Annotated in this window: 12 protein-coding genes; 10 read left to right on the forward strand and 2 right to left on the reverse strand. The window is 44.7% G+C overall.

What is annotated here, in order from left to right; translation table 11 throughout:
* From E0698_RS27160 to aguB, 8 genes are all read left to right on the forward strand, one after another.
* Positions 1 to 186, forward strand: a 186-nt coding sequence (locus E0698_RS27160) for a hypothetical protein (protein ID WP_238354130.1), incomplete at its 5' end; no start/stop codon positions are given.
* 181 nt (positions 187 to 367) lie between these two features.
* Positions 368 to 2,095 carry an alpha,alpha-phosphotrehalase gene (treC, locus tag E0698_RS24145; protein WP_149094186.1) on the forward strand — a complete coding sequence of 576 codons (1,728 nt, stop codon included), beginning with the start codon at positions 368 to 370 and terminating at the stop codon, positions 2,093 to 2,095.
* A gap of 96 nt (positions 2,096 to 2,191) precedes the next feature.
* Positions 2,192 to 4,144 (forward strand): PTS system trehalose-specific EIIBC component, encoded by a 1,953-nt coding sequence (gene treP / locus E0698_RS24150; RefSeq protein WP_149094022.1) that lies wholly within the window; start codon positions 2,192 to 2,194, stop codon positions 4,142 to 4,144.
* 86 nt (positions 4,145 to 4,230) lie between these two features.
* Positions 4,231 to 4,986, forward strand: coding sequence for a trehalose operon repressor (treR, locus tag E0698_RS24155; RefSeq protein ID WP_192513167.1), 756 nt, complete (start codon positions 4,231 to 4,233; stop codon positions 4,984 to 4,986).
* A gap of 174 nt (positions 4,987 to 5,160) precedes the next feature.
* Positions 5,161 to 6,579, forward strand: a complete 1,419-nt coding sequence (locus E0698_RS24160; protein ID WP_192513168.1) for a glycoside hydrolase family 1 protein — start codon at positions 5,161 to 5,163, stop codon at positions 6,577 to 6,579.
* A 205-nt stretch (positions 6,580 to 6,784) separates the two neighbouring features.
* Entirely contained in the window at positions 6,785 to 7,336 is a 552-nt protein-coding gene (yfcE, locus tag E0698_RS24165; protein ID WP_192513169.1) for a phosphodiesterase, read from the forward strand.
* A 166-nt stretch (positions 7,337 to 7,502) separates the two neighbouring features.
* A complete protein-coding gene (locus E0698_RS24170) occupies positions 7,503 to 8,534 on the forward strand; it encodes an agmatine deiminase family protein (RefSeq protein ID WP_192513170.1) in 1,032 nt (343 codons plus the stop codon).
* Positions 8,535 to 8,564: 30 nt separating this feature from the next.
* Positions 8,565 to 9,440, forward strand: a complete 876-nt coding sequence (gene aguB, locus E0698_RS24175; protein WP_134914184.1) for an N-carbamoylputrescine amidase — start codon at positions 8,565 to 8,567, stop codon at positions 9,438 to 9,440.
* Between the two features lie 102 nt (positions 9,441 to 9,542).
* On the opposite strand, the gene E0698_RS24180 is transcribed toward aguB, so the two are convergent.
* Together E0698_RS24180 and E0698_RS24185 are read right to left on the reverse strand one after the other, a co-directional pair.
* On the reverse strand, positions 9,543 to 11,342 hold the full coding sequence (locus E0698_RS24180) for a sensor histidine kinase (protein WP_192513171.1): 1,800 nt from the start codon (positions 11,340 to 11,342) through the stop codon (positions 9,543 to 9,545).
* On the reverse strand, positions 11,339 to 12,091 hold the full coding sequence (locus E0698_RS24185) for a response regulator transcription factor (protein WP_134914178.1): 753 nt from the start codon (positions 12,089 to 12,091) through the stop codon (positions 11,339 to 11,341). Before E0698_RS24185 ends, E0698_RS24180 begins: the two co-directional genes overlap by 4 nt.
* A 249-nt stretch (positions 12,092 to 12,340) precedes the next feature.
* Here E0698_RS24185 and E0698_RS24190 point away from each other — a divergent pair, with 249 nt between their 5' ends.
* The gene (locus E0698_RS24190) at positions 12,341 to 13,336 is read left to right on the forward strand and encodes a peptidoglycan DD-metalloendopeptidase family protein (RefSeq protein WP_192513172.1); all 996 of its coding nucleotides are present in this window, start codon (positions 12,341 to 12,343) and stop codon (positions 13,334 to 13,336) included.
* Positions 13,337 to 13,377: 41 nt separating this feature from the next.
* Complete coding sequence (locus E0698_RS24195) at positions 13,378 to 14,340, forward strand: alpha/beta hydrolase (protein WP_192513173.1); 963 nt, start codon at positions 13,378 to 13,380, stop codon at positions 14,338 to 14,340.
* Positions 14,341 to 14,454: the final 114 nt, after the last annotated feature.

Genomic DNA, 14,454 nt, shown 5'->3' on the forward strand with positions numbered 1-14,454 from the left:
CTTGAAGTTGATGAGCTAAAAAGAGGAGCACTCGTAGACATGAGGAAGCAAAAAAAAGACGACATCTCATTCAAAAACAAAGGAATGAATGTCGTCTTTTTAATGGATTCTCTTTCAGCTATCTGTAAGAACCATGTTTTTCAGTGGCCTCCCTTAGCTGGAGTTCCTTTTTTTAATATCGTTTAATCTCCACAGACCACCTGCCATCCATAGGTGTTTACTAGTCGCTGCTCAGATCGATGTGAAAAGATTTAAAGTTCGTTGACAACTTGTATATACATGTTATAATCCTGTATATACATCAATGATTGAAAGCGCTGTACTTTGTGCTTGTAATATTTAATTTAGAGAGAAAGGAATGAGTATGATGCAAACGACAAGCAAAGGCTTGGTTCACCAAGATAAGGACTGGTGGCGCAAATCGGTGGTCTATCAGGTTTATCCCAAAAGCTTTCATGATACAACGGGCAATGGAACAGGTGACATCCGAGGACTGACGCAAAAGCTGGATTATTTACATGATCTGGGTGTTGATATTATCTGGTTACAGCCGGTATATGTCTCCCCGCAGCGTGATAACGGGTATGATGTAGCGGATTATTGCAGGATTAACCCAGATTTTGGGACTATGGAGGACTTCGAGGAATTGAGTCGGGAAATCAAGGCGCGTGGAATGCGTCTGATGATAGATATTGTGGTAAATCATTCTTCGACAGAGCATGTCTGGTTTGAGGAGGCACGACAATCAAGGGATAATGCGTACAGGGATTATTATATCTGGCGTGATCCTGCACCTGATGGCGGGCCACCTAACAACTGGAAGTCCAAATTCGGTGGGCCTGCATGGCAATATGACCCAAGGACAGATCAATATTTTCTAACTCTGTTTGACAAAACTCAGGCAGATCTTAATTGGGAGAATCCAAAGGTACGTGAGGAAGTCGTAAATCTGCTGGAATTTTGGGCTGAAAAGGGAGTCAGCGGATTCCGACTGGATGTGATTAATTTAATTTCCAAGGATCAACGATTCCTGAGTGATGATCACAGCATGGCTCCGGGTGACGGACGCAAGTACTATACGGACGGTCCACGCGTACATGAGTACATTCACGAGTTATATGAGAAGGTATTCCGTAAGTATAATAACGTGACTGTGGGGGAGATGTCCTCTACGTCGCTGGAGCACTGTATCCGTTACTCCAATCCAGAGCAAAAAGAACTGTCCATGACCTTCAATTTTCATCATTTGAAAGTAGATTATCCGAAGGGTCAGAAGTGGGAACTGATGCCCTATGATTTTGAAATGCTGAAAAGCCTATTCTCGGAATGGCAGATTGGCATCCAACAGGGAGGCGGCTGGAGTGCATTGTTCTTTAACAATCATGACCAGCCACGAGCGATCTCCCGTTTTCTGGATGATGGCGCATATCACGCCGAAAGTGCTAAGCTGCTGGCGACGACCCTTCACGGACTTCAAGGAACGCCCTATATATTCCAAGGCGAAGAGATTGGTATGGCCAATCCGAAGTGGTCAGATATCGAAGAATTCCGGGACGTGGAATCTCTGAATATGTATCGCATTTTGCAGGAGCAGGGCAAGAGCGCTGAAGAAGCATTAAATATGATCCGTGAGCGATCCCGTGATAATTCAAGAACACCAATGCAATGGGATGATAGTCCAAATGCGGGTTTCACTTCAGGTACACCCTGGATCAAGGTAGATGAACGATATCCACAGATCAATGTCCAGGCACAGTTAAAGGAACCGAACTCCATCTACCATCATTACCAAAAGCTGATCAGATTGCGCAAGACGGTGCAAGTCATTACCGATGGAAATTATCAACGACTGGATGAAGCCCATCCTCAGATATATGCCTACCAACGCAGCAATGAAAAGGAGACTCTGATCGTCATCTCTAATTTTAGCGGGCAGGAGGCTGAATTCGATTTACCTGATTCATTTTACTCACAACTACAAGCTCAGGTATTGGCTTCAGCGGAACTGTTAATTGGCAATACCGAGCAAGTGCCGGAATTAAAGCAGTCTATCACATTGTCCCCATATGCTTCCTATATGTGGCTCCTTCGTTAGACGCAGTTATAGTGTGGCAACAACCAATAGCCCCGGGTTCCTTACTGTCATGGCGACCGGGGCTGCTACTTCATTAAAATTAAGGGAGTGAGTTAAATGCCGATTGAAAGAGCACAGGTGGAACGAATTATAGAAGCCGTTGGCGGCAAAGATAATATTGAGGCTGCTACCCATTGTGTAACCCGTCTGAGGTTCGCCCTCTATGACGACAAGCTGGTCGATAAAGATGCATTGGATCAAAATGATTTGGTCAAAGGCCAATTTTCCTCACAAGGACAGTATCAGGTCGTCATTGGGCCAGGTCTGGTTGATAAGGTGTATGATGAAATGATTGCAATTACAGGCGGCAACCGGGCTTCTAAAGATGATGTTAAAAATGCGGCCAGCAAGAAACAGAATCCGATTCAGCGTGCCATCAAGACACTGGCAGATATTTTTATCCCTATACTGCCCGCCATTGTGACCGCAGGCTTACTGCTTGGAATTAATAATATTTTGACAGGCCAGGGGATTTTCTTCGAGGGAATGTCTCTGGTTCAGGTCTATCCACAATGGACTGATTTTGCTGCTATTATTAATACGATCGCCAGTACCGCCTTTACGTTCCTGCCTGCCTTGATCGGATGGTCGGCAGTTATACGGTTTGGCGGTAGCCCGTTACTCGGGATAGTACTTGGCCTGATTTTGGTTCATCCAGACTTGCTCAGTGCTTACAGTTATGCAGATGCAGTTACGAAGGGAACGGTTCCAGTATGGAATCTGTTCGGCTGGGAAGTGAACAAAATCGGTTATCAAGGCCAGGTTCTGCCGGTTCTCGTATCCGCTTACGTGTTGGCACAAATTGAAAAATTCTTGAACAAAAGAATAGCCGATTCATTTAAGCTGTTATTAGTCGCACCGATTACATTATTAATTACGGGATTTCTTGCATTTACGGTTATCGGACCGGTTACTTTTATGATCGGTAATGCGATTACGGGCGGTCTTGTATACGTTTTCGCTCTGGCTCCTGCGCTGGGAGGGCTGATTTATGGAGGTCTTTACGCGCTGCTCGTCATTACGGGAATGCACCATACTTTCTTGGCCGTAGACGTACAATTAATTGGAACACAGGGCGGTACCTTCCTATGGCCGATGCTGGCGCTTTCTAATATTGCTCAGGGTGCTGGTGCACTGGCTATGATGCTGGTATTAAAGGATCAGAAGGGCAAAGGGCTAGCCTTTACCTCATCCGTGTCTGCTTTTCTGGGTGTCACGGAACCGGCGATCTTTGGGGTAAATATCCGTTATAAATATCCATTTGTGTTCGGAATGATCGGTTCCGGTATTGCGGGTGTATTGCTAACGGTGAATCATGTCATGGCTTCTTCAATCGGTGTTGGGGGGATTCCAGGTTTCCTGTCTATTTTCCCTATGAACTGGGGCGTATTCTTCATTGGAATGGCGATCGTGTTAATTCTGCCGTTCAGCTTAACTTTAGCGTATGGCAAATTACTAAATAAGCGCCAGCAAAATAACCCGCCTGCCAAGACGGCAAATGCTTCCGCACCAAAAAGCACTAACCACAAGACCTCTGCACTCAATGTGCTTGAAGTTATGACTCCGGTGCAGGGTCGCATCGTGCCTCTGGAACAGGTCCCTGATCCGGCCTTTGCCGAGCGTCAGATGGGCCAAGGCATTGCGGTCGAACCGGAAGAAGGTCGGATTTTTGCTCCTTTCAGCGGCCAAGTCATCCATATTATGACGAAAAGCAAGCATGCCCTGATTTTGGAGCATGCGACAGGTGTACAGATTCTGGTGCATGTGGGCGTTAACACTGTATCCCTAAAGGGAGAAGGATTCACTATGCACGTGGAGACAGGCCAAACCGTCGAGCAAGGACAATTGCTGATGGAATTCGACCGTGATCTGATCCAAAAATCCGGATATCCGGTTATTACACCTGTAATCGTTCCGGATGGTCAAGAAATGATTGAATCGATTGAAGAATTGCCAGGCGAGGCGAATGATTTGCAATATATCTCGATGAGAATTCACTTCAAGTCTTGATCTGTTTGACAAGGATTAATCACAAACTTTAAAAGCATACAGGTCGCCAAAGTGAAAGAATGCTACAATAAACGTGGTGATGAAAATTGACAACGAATATATTTCTGCAAATTTATCAGGATTATGTGGAACGAATCCGGGAAGGTGAATTGGCCCCAGGCACAAAGATACTCTCTGAGAATGAATTGGCCAGGGAATATAATACTTCCCGTGAGACTGTACGTAAGGCACTTCACTTGCTTGCACAAAATGGGTATATCCATAAAATAAAAGCTAAAGGTTCCTTTGTACTGGATATCGGGCGTATGGATTTTCCCGTTGGCGGATTGGTCAGCTTCAAAGAGATGTCCGAACGAATCGGGCGTAAATCACGTACGATTGTACATGAGAATCGCCTGATTCCGGTTTCAGAAGAAATAGCCGGTCATCTTGAGCTTGACAAGCATAGGCATCTTGTCTGGGAAGTGATTCGCGCGCGTATGATTGAGGACGAATCCGTAATTCTGGATAAAGACTATTTTCGATCAGACATCGTGCCTGTACTTACCAAGGAGATTAGCAGCGGATCCATTTATGAATATCTGGAGAATGAGCTTCACCTTCAAATCAGTTATGCCAAAAAAGTAGTCTCTGTAGAAGATGCAAGTGAAGAGGATCATAAGCTTATGGATCTCAAAGGCTATATTCATGTGGTAGTAGTGCGTAATTATGTTTATCTGGAAGACACTACCTTGTTCCAGTACACCGAGTCACGGCATCGGCTGGATAAATTCCAATTTGTCAACTTTGCCCGACGTGTCCACGGGGAAGAGAAAAAAACGAGTGAGAAACCCTCTCTTTAGAGACGAGGGTTTCTTTTCTGTATAAGTTGAACTCGAAAAATGCACATTAAAACGGATAAACCTTCATGAACGGGGAAAAGAATAATATAAAAAAATACTTGACATGAAACGCGTTACAAAACTTAGTATTGATATAGAAGTATTTTATAACACAATAGTAAAGGCGGAGAGAATATGAGTACACAGTTTCCAAAAGATTTCCTGTGGGGCGGAGCAGTTGCTGCTAACCAGCTCGAAGGCGCTTATCAAGAAGATGGAAAAGGCTGGTCTATTCAGGATGTAACCCCTCGTGGTGGTTGGGGACCCGTTACGGATGTACCAACAGAAGATAATATGAAGTTGATCGGTATTGATTTCTATCACAAATATAAAGAAGATATTAAACTTTTTGCAGAAATGGGTTTCAAAGTGTTCCGGACTTCCATCGCTTGGTCACGGATTTTTCCTAAAGGCGACGAACTGGAACCGAACGAACAAGGCTTGCAATTTTATGATGATTTGTTTGATGAACTTCACAAATATGGAATTGAACCACTCGTTACATTATCTCACTATGAAACACCTTTACATCTGTCCAGAGAATACGATGGTTGGGTGAACCGCAAGCTTGTTGATTTTTATGAGCGTTATGCTACAACGGTATTTAACCGTTACAAAAATAAAGTAAAATACTGGTTGACATTTAATGAAATCAACTCCATTCTTGAAGCTCCATTCATGAGTGGCGGGATTAGCACACCAAAAGATCAGCTTACTAAGCAAGATCTTTATCAAGCCATTCACCATGAGCTTGTGGCGAGTGCAAGAGCGGTAAAAATCGGTCACCAGATCAATCCTGATTTCAAAATCGGCTGTATGGTGCTGAGTATGCCTACTTATCCGCTGACACCTAATCCAGACGATGTGATTGCTGCGATGGAATTTGACCACAGAAATATGGCGTTTGCTGATATTCATGCCAGAGGTCAATACCCAGGCTACATGAAACGTTTCTTTAGAGAAAACGGAATCTCTATTCACTTTGAACCAGGCGATGCAGAAGATTTGAAGCATACGGTTGACTTTATCTCGTTCAGTTATTACATGAGTACTTGTGAGACGGCTGACGAAGCTAAAAAAACTAAAGGTGAAGGCAACATCCTCGGTGGTGTCAGCAATCCGCATCTTGAGGCAAGCGAGTGGGGCTGGCAAATCGATCCTCAAGGATTGCGTTATGTGCTGAACACGTTCTATGACCGTTTCCAAAAACCATTATTCATTGTGGAAAATGGTTTGGGCGCCGTTGACGAACTTATCACCAACGAACAAGGCGAGAAAACCGTTGAAGATGACTACCGGATCAACTATCTGAATGATCATCTGGTTCAAGTTGGGGAAGCCATTGACGACGGAGTAGAAGTTATGGGCTATACGTCTTGGGGTTGCATCGACGTTGTCAGTGCATCGACCGCACAGCTTAAAAAACGTTATGGTTACATTTATGTAGATCGTCATGATGACGGTAGCGGCACACTTGAAAGATACCGGAAAAAATCGTTCCATTGGTACAAAGATATTATTTCGACCAATGGTGCAAGCTTGCGACGGAAATAAAATGATGCTTGCTTGATAAGGGCAGCTTATTCAACAAAAAAGGATGTTATACAGCGACCGCTTCCTGCTATTGTACAGGGAAGCGGTCGCTTAGTTTTTTTATCACGATCAAGCCTTTAGCTGATAATTTTATTACTGACGAGCGCTTGTCAGAAAGGCTATGATACGGTAATGAGCACGTATATTGAGAAAGGAATGAACAATCATGAAACTGATGTGTATATCTGATATTCACGGCTCGCTACACTGGTTACAACTGGTACTGGAAAAGTTCAGGGAGGAAAAAGCGGACCGCCTTGTCCTGCTCGGGGATTATATGTACCATGGACCGCGTAATCGGCTACCGGAAGGGTATAATCCGGCGGAGGTGGCGGCTGTACTGAATCAGTACAAGTCCCATATTGCAGTAGCTGTACGCGGTAATTGCGATGCAGAAGTGGATCAGATGCTGCTGGAGTTCCCGATGATGGGCGATTATGCTTTATTGTACCATGAAGGTCGGCGTATCTATGTCACGCACGGACATGGCTTTAGCATGGGGAACTTGCCACCACTGGAAACAGGGGATGTGTTCATTCAGGGACATACCCATATTCCGGTAGCGGATGTGGAAAAGGGTATCTTTGTGCTGAACCCCGGTTCGATAGCGCTGCCAAAGGAAAACTATCCTCCATCCTACGGCATACTGGAGGGAGCGCAATTCACGGTTAAGGGTTTTGATGGCGACACGATAAAAACGATCACATTTTCAATGTAATTCATTTTTAACTTGAATGGAATCCGTTCAAAACTTTTCCGATCTGATTGAGACAAAGATCATATTATTGTATGATAGGAACGGAGTCTGTCCGTCGTTTATTAGACAACGTTTTTCAGCTACAGATAAGACTCAACATTATGATGAAGAAAGAGAGCTTCAATACATGCAAATTAAGGATTCACATTATAAGATGCCGCCTGAATGGGCGCCGCATGAACGTACGTATATTTCCTGGCCTGTACAGTCTTCCATGGTTTACCCGGATATGCATGCCGATGTATGCAAGGGCTACGCTGGAATTGTACGTGCCATGGCTGAGTTTGAACCAGTTACCGTGGTCGTAAATCCAGATGATCTGGAGAGCGTTCAGGCGCTTGAGCTCGGGGAACGGGTGGAGCTGCTTCCAATAGAGCATAGCGATGCGTGGCTGCGCGACAACGGTCCTACTTTTCTAACGAATGAGCATGGACAGTTGGCAGGTGTGAACTGGAAGTTTAATGCCTGGGGCGGCAAATACGCTCCGTGGGACCTGGATGATCAGGTAGCGCCGCAAATTTTGGACAAGTTTGGATTACCGAGGTTTGATGCACCGCTTGTGATGGAAGGTGGCTCACTGCATGTAGACGGTGAAGGCACTTTAATTACAACAGAAGAGTGTTTGCTGAATCCGAACCGCAACCCGGAATTAAGCAGGGAAGAAATCGAACGGTATGTGTGCGAATATACAGGCGTTGAGAAGATTATTTGGCTGAAACGTGGACTTAGTGGTGACGAAACGGATGGGCATGTAGACAATATTGCTTGCTTTGCTGCTCCCGGTAAGGTCATTATGCAAGTATGCGATGATCCTGGGGATGAAAATTACGAAATCACACAGGAAAACCTGCGTATTCTGGAGCAGGCAACGGATGCAAAAGGCCGCAAGCTGGAAGTGATCCAAATCGGGCAACCGCCGCGCGTGGATTATGAAGACAGCCGGTTGACGCTGAGCTATATCAACTTCTATTTTGTGAACGGCGGCATCATTTTGCCAGTGTTTGGCGGCACTGCGGCTGAAAGTGACCGCGCAGCCGAGCAGGTGCTGGCAAATGTATTTCCAGACCGTACCATTCGTACGGTGGACGGCATGGCGGTTATCCGTGAAGGCGGTAACGTACACTGCACTACCCAGCAGATGCCTGCTGTGAATCAATAAATGATATAAATATCCAAGAGGAGGACTGACGTGAGAAAAGTAAAAGTAGCGGCAACCCAAATGAGCTGCTCTACCAATATTGATGAAAACATAAGCAAAGCTGAGAAGCTGGTGCGTGAAGCGGCCGCACAAGGTGCACAGATTATTTTATTGCAAGAATTGTTCGAGACTCCATACTTCTGCCAGAAGGAAAAGTCCGATTATTTTGCATATGCAACCGAGTTGGAGCATAACAAGGCGGTTAACCATTTTAAGAAGATTGCCAAAGAATTGCAGGTTGTGCTGCCAATCAGTTTTTATGAGAAAAAAAATTACGCCCGCTACAACAGTCTTGCTGTAATTGATGCAGACGGTGAAGTGTTGGGTAAATACCGCAAGAGCCATATCCCGGACGGTCCCGGTTATGAGGAAAAGTTCTATTTTAATCCAGGCGATACCGGCTTTAAAGTATGGAATACACGATATGCCAAAATTGGAATAGGCGTTTGTTGGGATCAATGGTATCCCGAAGCTGCCCGTTGTATGGCGCTGATGGGTGCAGAAATATTGTTCTATCCAACAGCCATTGGTTCGGAACCGCAGGATTCTTCCATTGACTCCAAGGATCACTGGCAGACCTGCATGCTCGGTCATGCTGCTTCCAATCTGATGCCAGTTATTGCTTCCAACCGCATTGGAATGGAGACAGATGAGGACTCCAGTATCACGTTCTACGGCTCATCCTTTATTGCCGGGCCACAGGGTAACAAGATTGCAGAAGCTGGTCGTACCGATCAGGAAGTGCTTACTGCTGAATTTGATCTGGACGAGCTGGAAGTGGGGCGGATTGAATGGGGTATTTTCCGTGACCGCCGCCCGGAGCTATACAAAACGATTGCTACCTATGACGGTGATTTAAAAGTATAATCTTTATACGGACACTGACAAAGTTTCCCTTGCCGGCAAGCCAAGGCGTTTCCCTCATTCGGATTCGCCTCGCTTTTCGGGAAGGGGATTTTTAGTTTGTGATCACAAGTTTTCATTAATGTCCTTTTCTATTCCGTTTCCAGCAACAGCTTCTTCCCAAATAAGGCGAATGACAGTGCCATTCCCCAAAGTTGTTTCCACCGTAATTTTACCACCCATGGCTTCGATCAGCCCTTTGGATATAGCCATGCCAAGTCCTGTTCCATTCACCGCCGCAGAAGTAGCGGTTCCCCGGTAGTAACGCTCAAACAATCGGTTTACTGTATTTTCATCCATTCCCGTGCCATTATCAGCGAACTGAATGGTGAGTCCTTTGCCACCTTCGCCCGGTATAACCGAGACGATAAGTACCGTATCCGGCGGATTATGCAGCAGAGCATTGGCTACCAAATTGTTAATGATTCTTTCCAGCCAAGGAGTATACAGCCTAACGGTTACGTCAAAAGGAGCGGCCTGAAACAAAATGGTTTCTTTTTTATAAAAAGGGTCGGCAGCCGCTTGCTTTAATGCGTCCTCTAACCAGCTATTGAGTTCAATCTCCTCGGATTCTGGCGGACGGGCGCCGCTTTTTAACCGATAAGTCATCGCAAGATCATTAATCAGCATCTCCATATGTGCAGATTTCTCCAGCATTGTGCTGGAAAATTGACGAACCTCCGCCACCGTCCAATCATATTGAGGTTCAGCCAGCAGGTGCGCATAGCCTTTAATTGAAACGAGCGGTGTTTTCAGATCATGGGTTATCCCGGCAATCCATTCTTCTCTCAGGCTTTCGGTTTGCTGACGCAGTGCCTGATCTCTCTGCAGAGTACCTGATAGCTTATCAATCGAATGCATCACATCGACAAAAATGCGGTAACGACGCTTCCATTTTCCTGAACGCATTCGGCTGCGGTGAATGCCTCTATGATCCACAGGTTCCTGATATACAGCCCTGCCAAGCGAGTCGAGCCAGGTGAGCATATGAAGCAACGGAACTCCAAAGCGATGCGCCTGCCATAACGAGAGAAGCAGGAAGGATGCAAAAATAGCTGTGAACATGGCGAGCATGGCAATGAGTATTATTCTTTCTTCCTCAGGCGGAAGCCATTTATTGCCGATGGCATAGCCACTGCTATTGGGAAGACTAACGACCCAGGTATGTCCGGTTTCCTTATCATAAGTGGATGCCAAATGGAAGCCGTATCTTTCATTGTACATGTTACGAAGAGCAAGTCCATAAAGGGTATAGGCTGTCGGTACAGATGCGGGTCGATTGTAGGAGGCAAGCTCAGAGCCTTTTGAATCCAGCAATTGAACGTAACCACCAAGCTGTTTGAGCCGGTCGGTAACATCAGTAGGCAGCACCAGTAATCCATTAGAGGAAAGTATCCCCTGACTTCTTATTTTTTTTAATAACGGGCCTAGCTGATTAGGCTCGCCATAGAGAAGAGTGAAGGGACGACCATCCTTCTCTTGTACCCACAGATACAGCCCATAAGGGAAGGGAAGATCGCCTGTCCAATAGGAGACGAGTTCGCCTGGTGCATAGCTTTTCGGCACATCTTTTGGTGTGTTATAGGACTGCTCCACCTGGCCGTTCTCATCAAGACTTTGAAGCCATCCTCCATTTTTCTTGACCTGTTCTAGCAATTGGGGATCAAAATGAATGCCATCCTTGCCCATTTCGGAGGACTCTACAAGCTGATTTAATCCCACAGAAGCAAAGTCACTGGAGATGCGGATATCAATAACACGTTGTAAAGCCCAAAAGAACGTAGCCGCAACAATGAGAAGCACGAATGCGCCGGCAGTAGCCAGTTGAAGCACGAATCGTATGGTTAGCCTCCGTTTGATGTTCATGATCGCTGGGAGCTCCCTATTTCCGCTTGTACAAGCTTATAGCCCAATCCTCTAACATTTACGATAAAGCTCGGGTTTGCGGGGTCAGGCTCAATTCTTTCCCGGATGCGATGAATATGAACCATGACGGTATTGTCATCACGCAGCGCTTCTTCGCCCCATACCGATTCATATAGCTCGCTTTTGCTGAAGATACGATTGGGGTTTTTGCATAAGAACAGCAGTAATTGGAAGACGAGCGCCGGACAGCTTACCAGCTTTTGCTCAACGCGAAGCTCGCACGCTGCTTCATCGACCTGAAAACGCCCGTAATCATAAATAACATTCATTCTACTGGTGGGTTGCTCAGATCCAAATGGTCTGATTGCACGATTGGCTGCCAAGTAACGACGTAGCTGGGAGCGTATACGTGCCACAACTTCCAAGGGATTAAACGGTTTGGTAATATAGTCATCGCCACCAACGGCAAAACCGGTCAGTTTATCAAAATCAGATTCCCGAGCCGTAAGAAATAAGATGGGAGCATCCGTCGTTTGACGGAGAAACGGACAAATTTCAATTCCGCTGCGTCCAGGCAGAAGGACATCTAATAGGATCAGATCATATTTTTTTTCTTCACAGGCAGCAATCGCTGCTTCACCTGTCATGACCGTGTCTACATTCGTGTAGCCTTCCTTGCGGAGTACAGTCAGCAAGAGTTCAAGAATGGAGTGCTCATCATCGACAAGTAAAATTGACGCATGGTTCATGCTTTTGTTCCTTTCTTCACCGTAATCTTTCCTACCATCATATCATGCTTTCTTTAGCGTGATCTTATGATGTTGTCTTAACGAAAGCTTAATTGTGGACTGTAGTCATGGATAAGAGTTAAGACACGGTTAAAGTAGGGTTACACGTGACCTAAGAGTGGTTTGTTACAATGAGTTAGACAAATACTATATTATGAACAAACATACTTGCGGGGGTGTGGAATGAAGAGACCAAATAGAAAGCACAGAATGGAAATCATCCACTATAGCAAAATGATATGGGTCATGGGTGCGCTTGCTGCCCTGATCACGGCATGTGGAGGAGCAAATCCAGAAGTGGCAACAGACATTCCGAAAGAAAAGACTGAAAAAACAAACACAAAGACTCAAACGTTGAAGCCTGAGGAGATCCCGGTAGAGCTTCTTGATGGCAAATATGCTGAGGTGTATGGCCACTTTAGTGATGAGTTTAAAAAACAGGTCAGCGAAGCTGATTTTGTAAGCATGGCTGCTGATTCTCTAAAAGGGGTCAAGTCGTTTAAGCAGGCGTCGGTCATCCAATTCAATGGCAGCGATCAGCGTACATGGATAAGCGATTCCGGGAAAATGGGACTGACCACTGTTTTTGATGAAAAGGGAGAGATATCAGGTCTTCAGGCCAAGCAACTTTCTCCTTTCCCACAAACAGATCATATCCTGACCAAAATCAAATACGATTGGCCATTAAAAGGGGACTGGTTTATTGTATGGGGAGGAACAAATGCACTGGTTAATTATCATTATGAATATGAAAGTCAGCGATACGCCTATGACATTATACAGAACAAGGATGGCCATTCGTATAAAGGCGATCGGCTGAAAAATGAAAGCTATTATGCCTTCGGCCAGCCTGTTCTTGCTCCGGCAAGTGGAACCGTGGTATCAGTCGTAAATCATATTCCAGATAACAAGCCTGTCGGCGTTATGAACGAGAAGGTACCTGCGGGGAATGAGGTTGTCATTGATCATGGCGGGGAATATAGCGTGCTGGCTCACATGAAGAACGGCTCCATTAAAGTAAAGGTAGGAGATAAGGTGAAGAGCGGCGATGAAGTTGGTTTGCTTGGTAATTCAGGTAATTCTAGCGAAGCGCATCTTCATTTTCAGGTGTCAGACGGTGCGGATCTATTCAAGTCTCGTTCGATCAACATTCATTGGAAGGACGACATTGCTCCTGTACAGGGCGAGACGATAAAGGTCGAGTAACCCGCTTGGCAAATTAAATGAAACGTTAGGGAAGGAATTAAATGATGAAAAAAACGCTTTTCTTTATACTTAAATCACTAGGAATAATGCTTACAGCAATAGTAGTTTTTCTAGTCATTGTTTTTACAGTTAATATTATCTGCAACCAATTGGAGAAAGAAAAAATAGAGCCCTATGGTCAGCTTGTACCAGTAGATGGGAAAAATATGAATGTTTTGATCCAAGGAAAGGGCAAAGAAACGATCGTACTACTACCAGGTTATGGAACAGGAGCACCAGGTATAGATTTTAAGCCACTTGTGGAGCAGCTAACTCCATTTTACAAAGTAGTCGTGATTGAGCCTTTTGGTTATGGATTAAGTGATGTAACCGAAAAAGAACGAACCGTTGAAAATATTGTAGCTGAAATTCATGAATGTTTACAAAAACTAAATATTGACCGATACACTCTGATGGGTCACTCCATTGCCGGCATTTACGGACTAGAATATGTGAACAAATACGAAAAAGAAGTCCGTGCATTTGTTGGGATTGATAGCAGTTTTCCAACGCAAGGTGGCACGGATGATGAGTTTCCAACAGAAGCCTATAAACTGATTAAGAATTCAGGTTTTAACAGATTGCTAATGAAACTAAATCCTGACCAACTTGTTGCACCTAAAGTAGATGATGAAACGAGAGAACAAATTAGAATTATTTCTCTCAAGAACGCGATGAATCCAAATATTATAAGCGAAGGAGAAAATTTAAAAAATAATTTTAAATCCGCTGAAAACTTTAAATTCCCTAAAAATCTTCCTGTTATATTCTTTTTACAAAAAAAAAATACGGATGTTGAAGGCTGGACACCAGAACATGAAGAACAGATAAAAGATTCTGTACATGGAAAAGTAGTGGAGCTTGAAGGAGGGCATTATTTACACCATACCCAATCCAAAGAAATCGTTAAAGACTTTAGAAGCTTTATGGAAGAAGTGAAACTGAAAAAGACCCCTCCACTATGAAAAATATTAAGAGTCGAGCGATTCACAGAATATTGTGAATTGCGCATTATTTTATAGCCAATATTCCGGAAAGCGGAATCATTCCGGTCGACTTTAGACAGCCCAAGGAACCCG

The sequence above is a fragment of the Paenibacillus sp. 23TSA30-6 genome (assembly GCF_014858585.1).
Lineage (GTDB): Bacteria > Bacillota > Bacilli > Paenibacillales > Paenibacillaceae > Paenibacillus.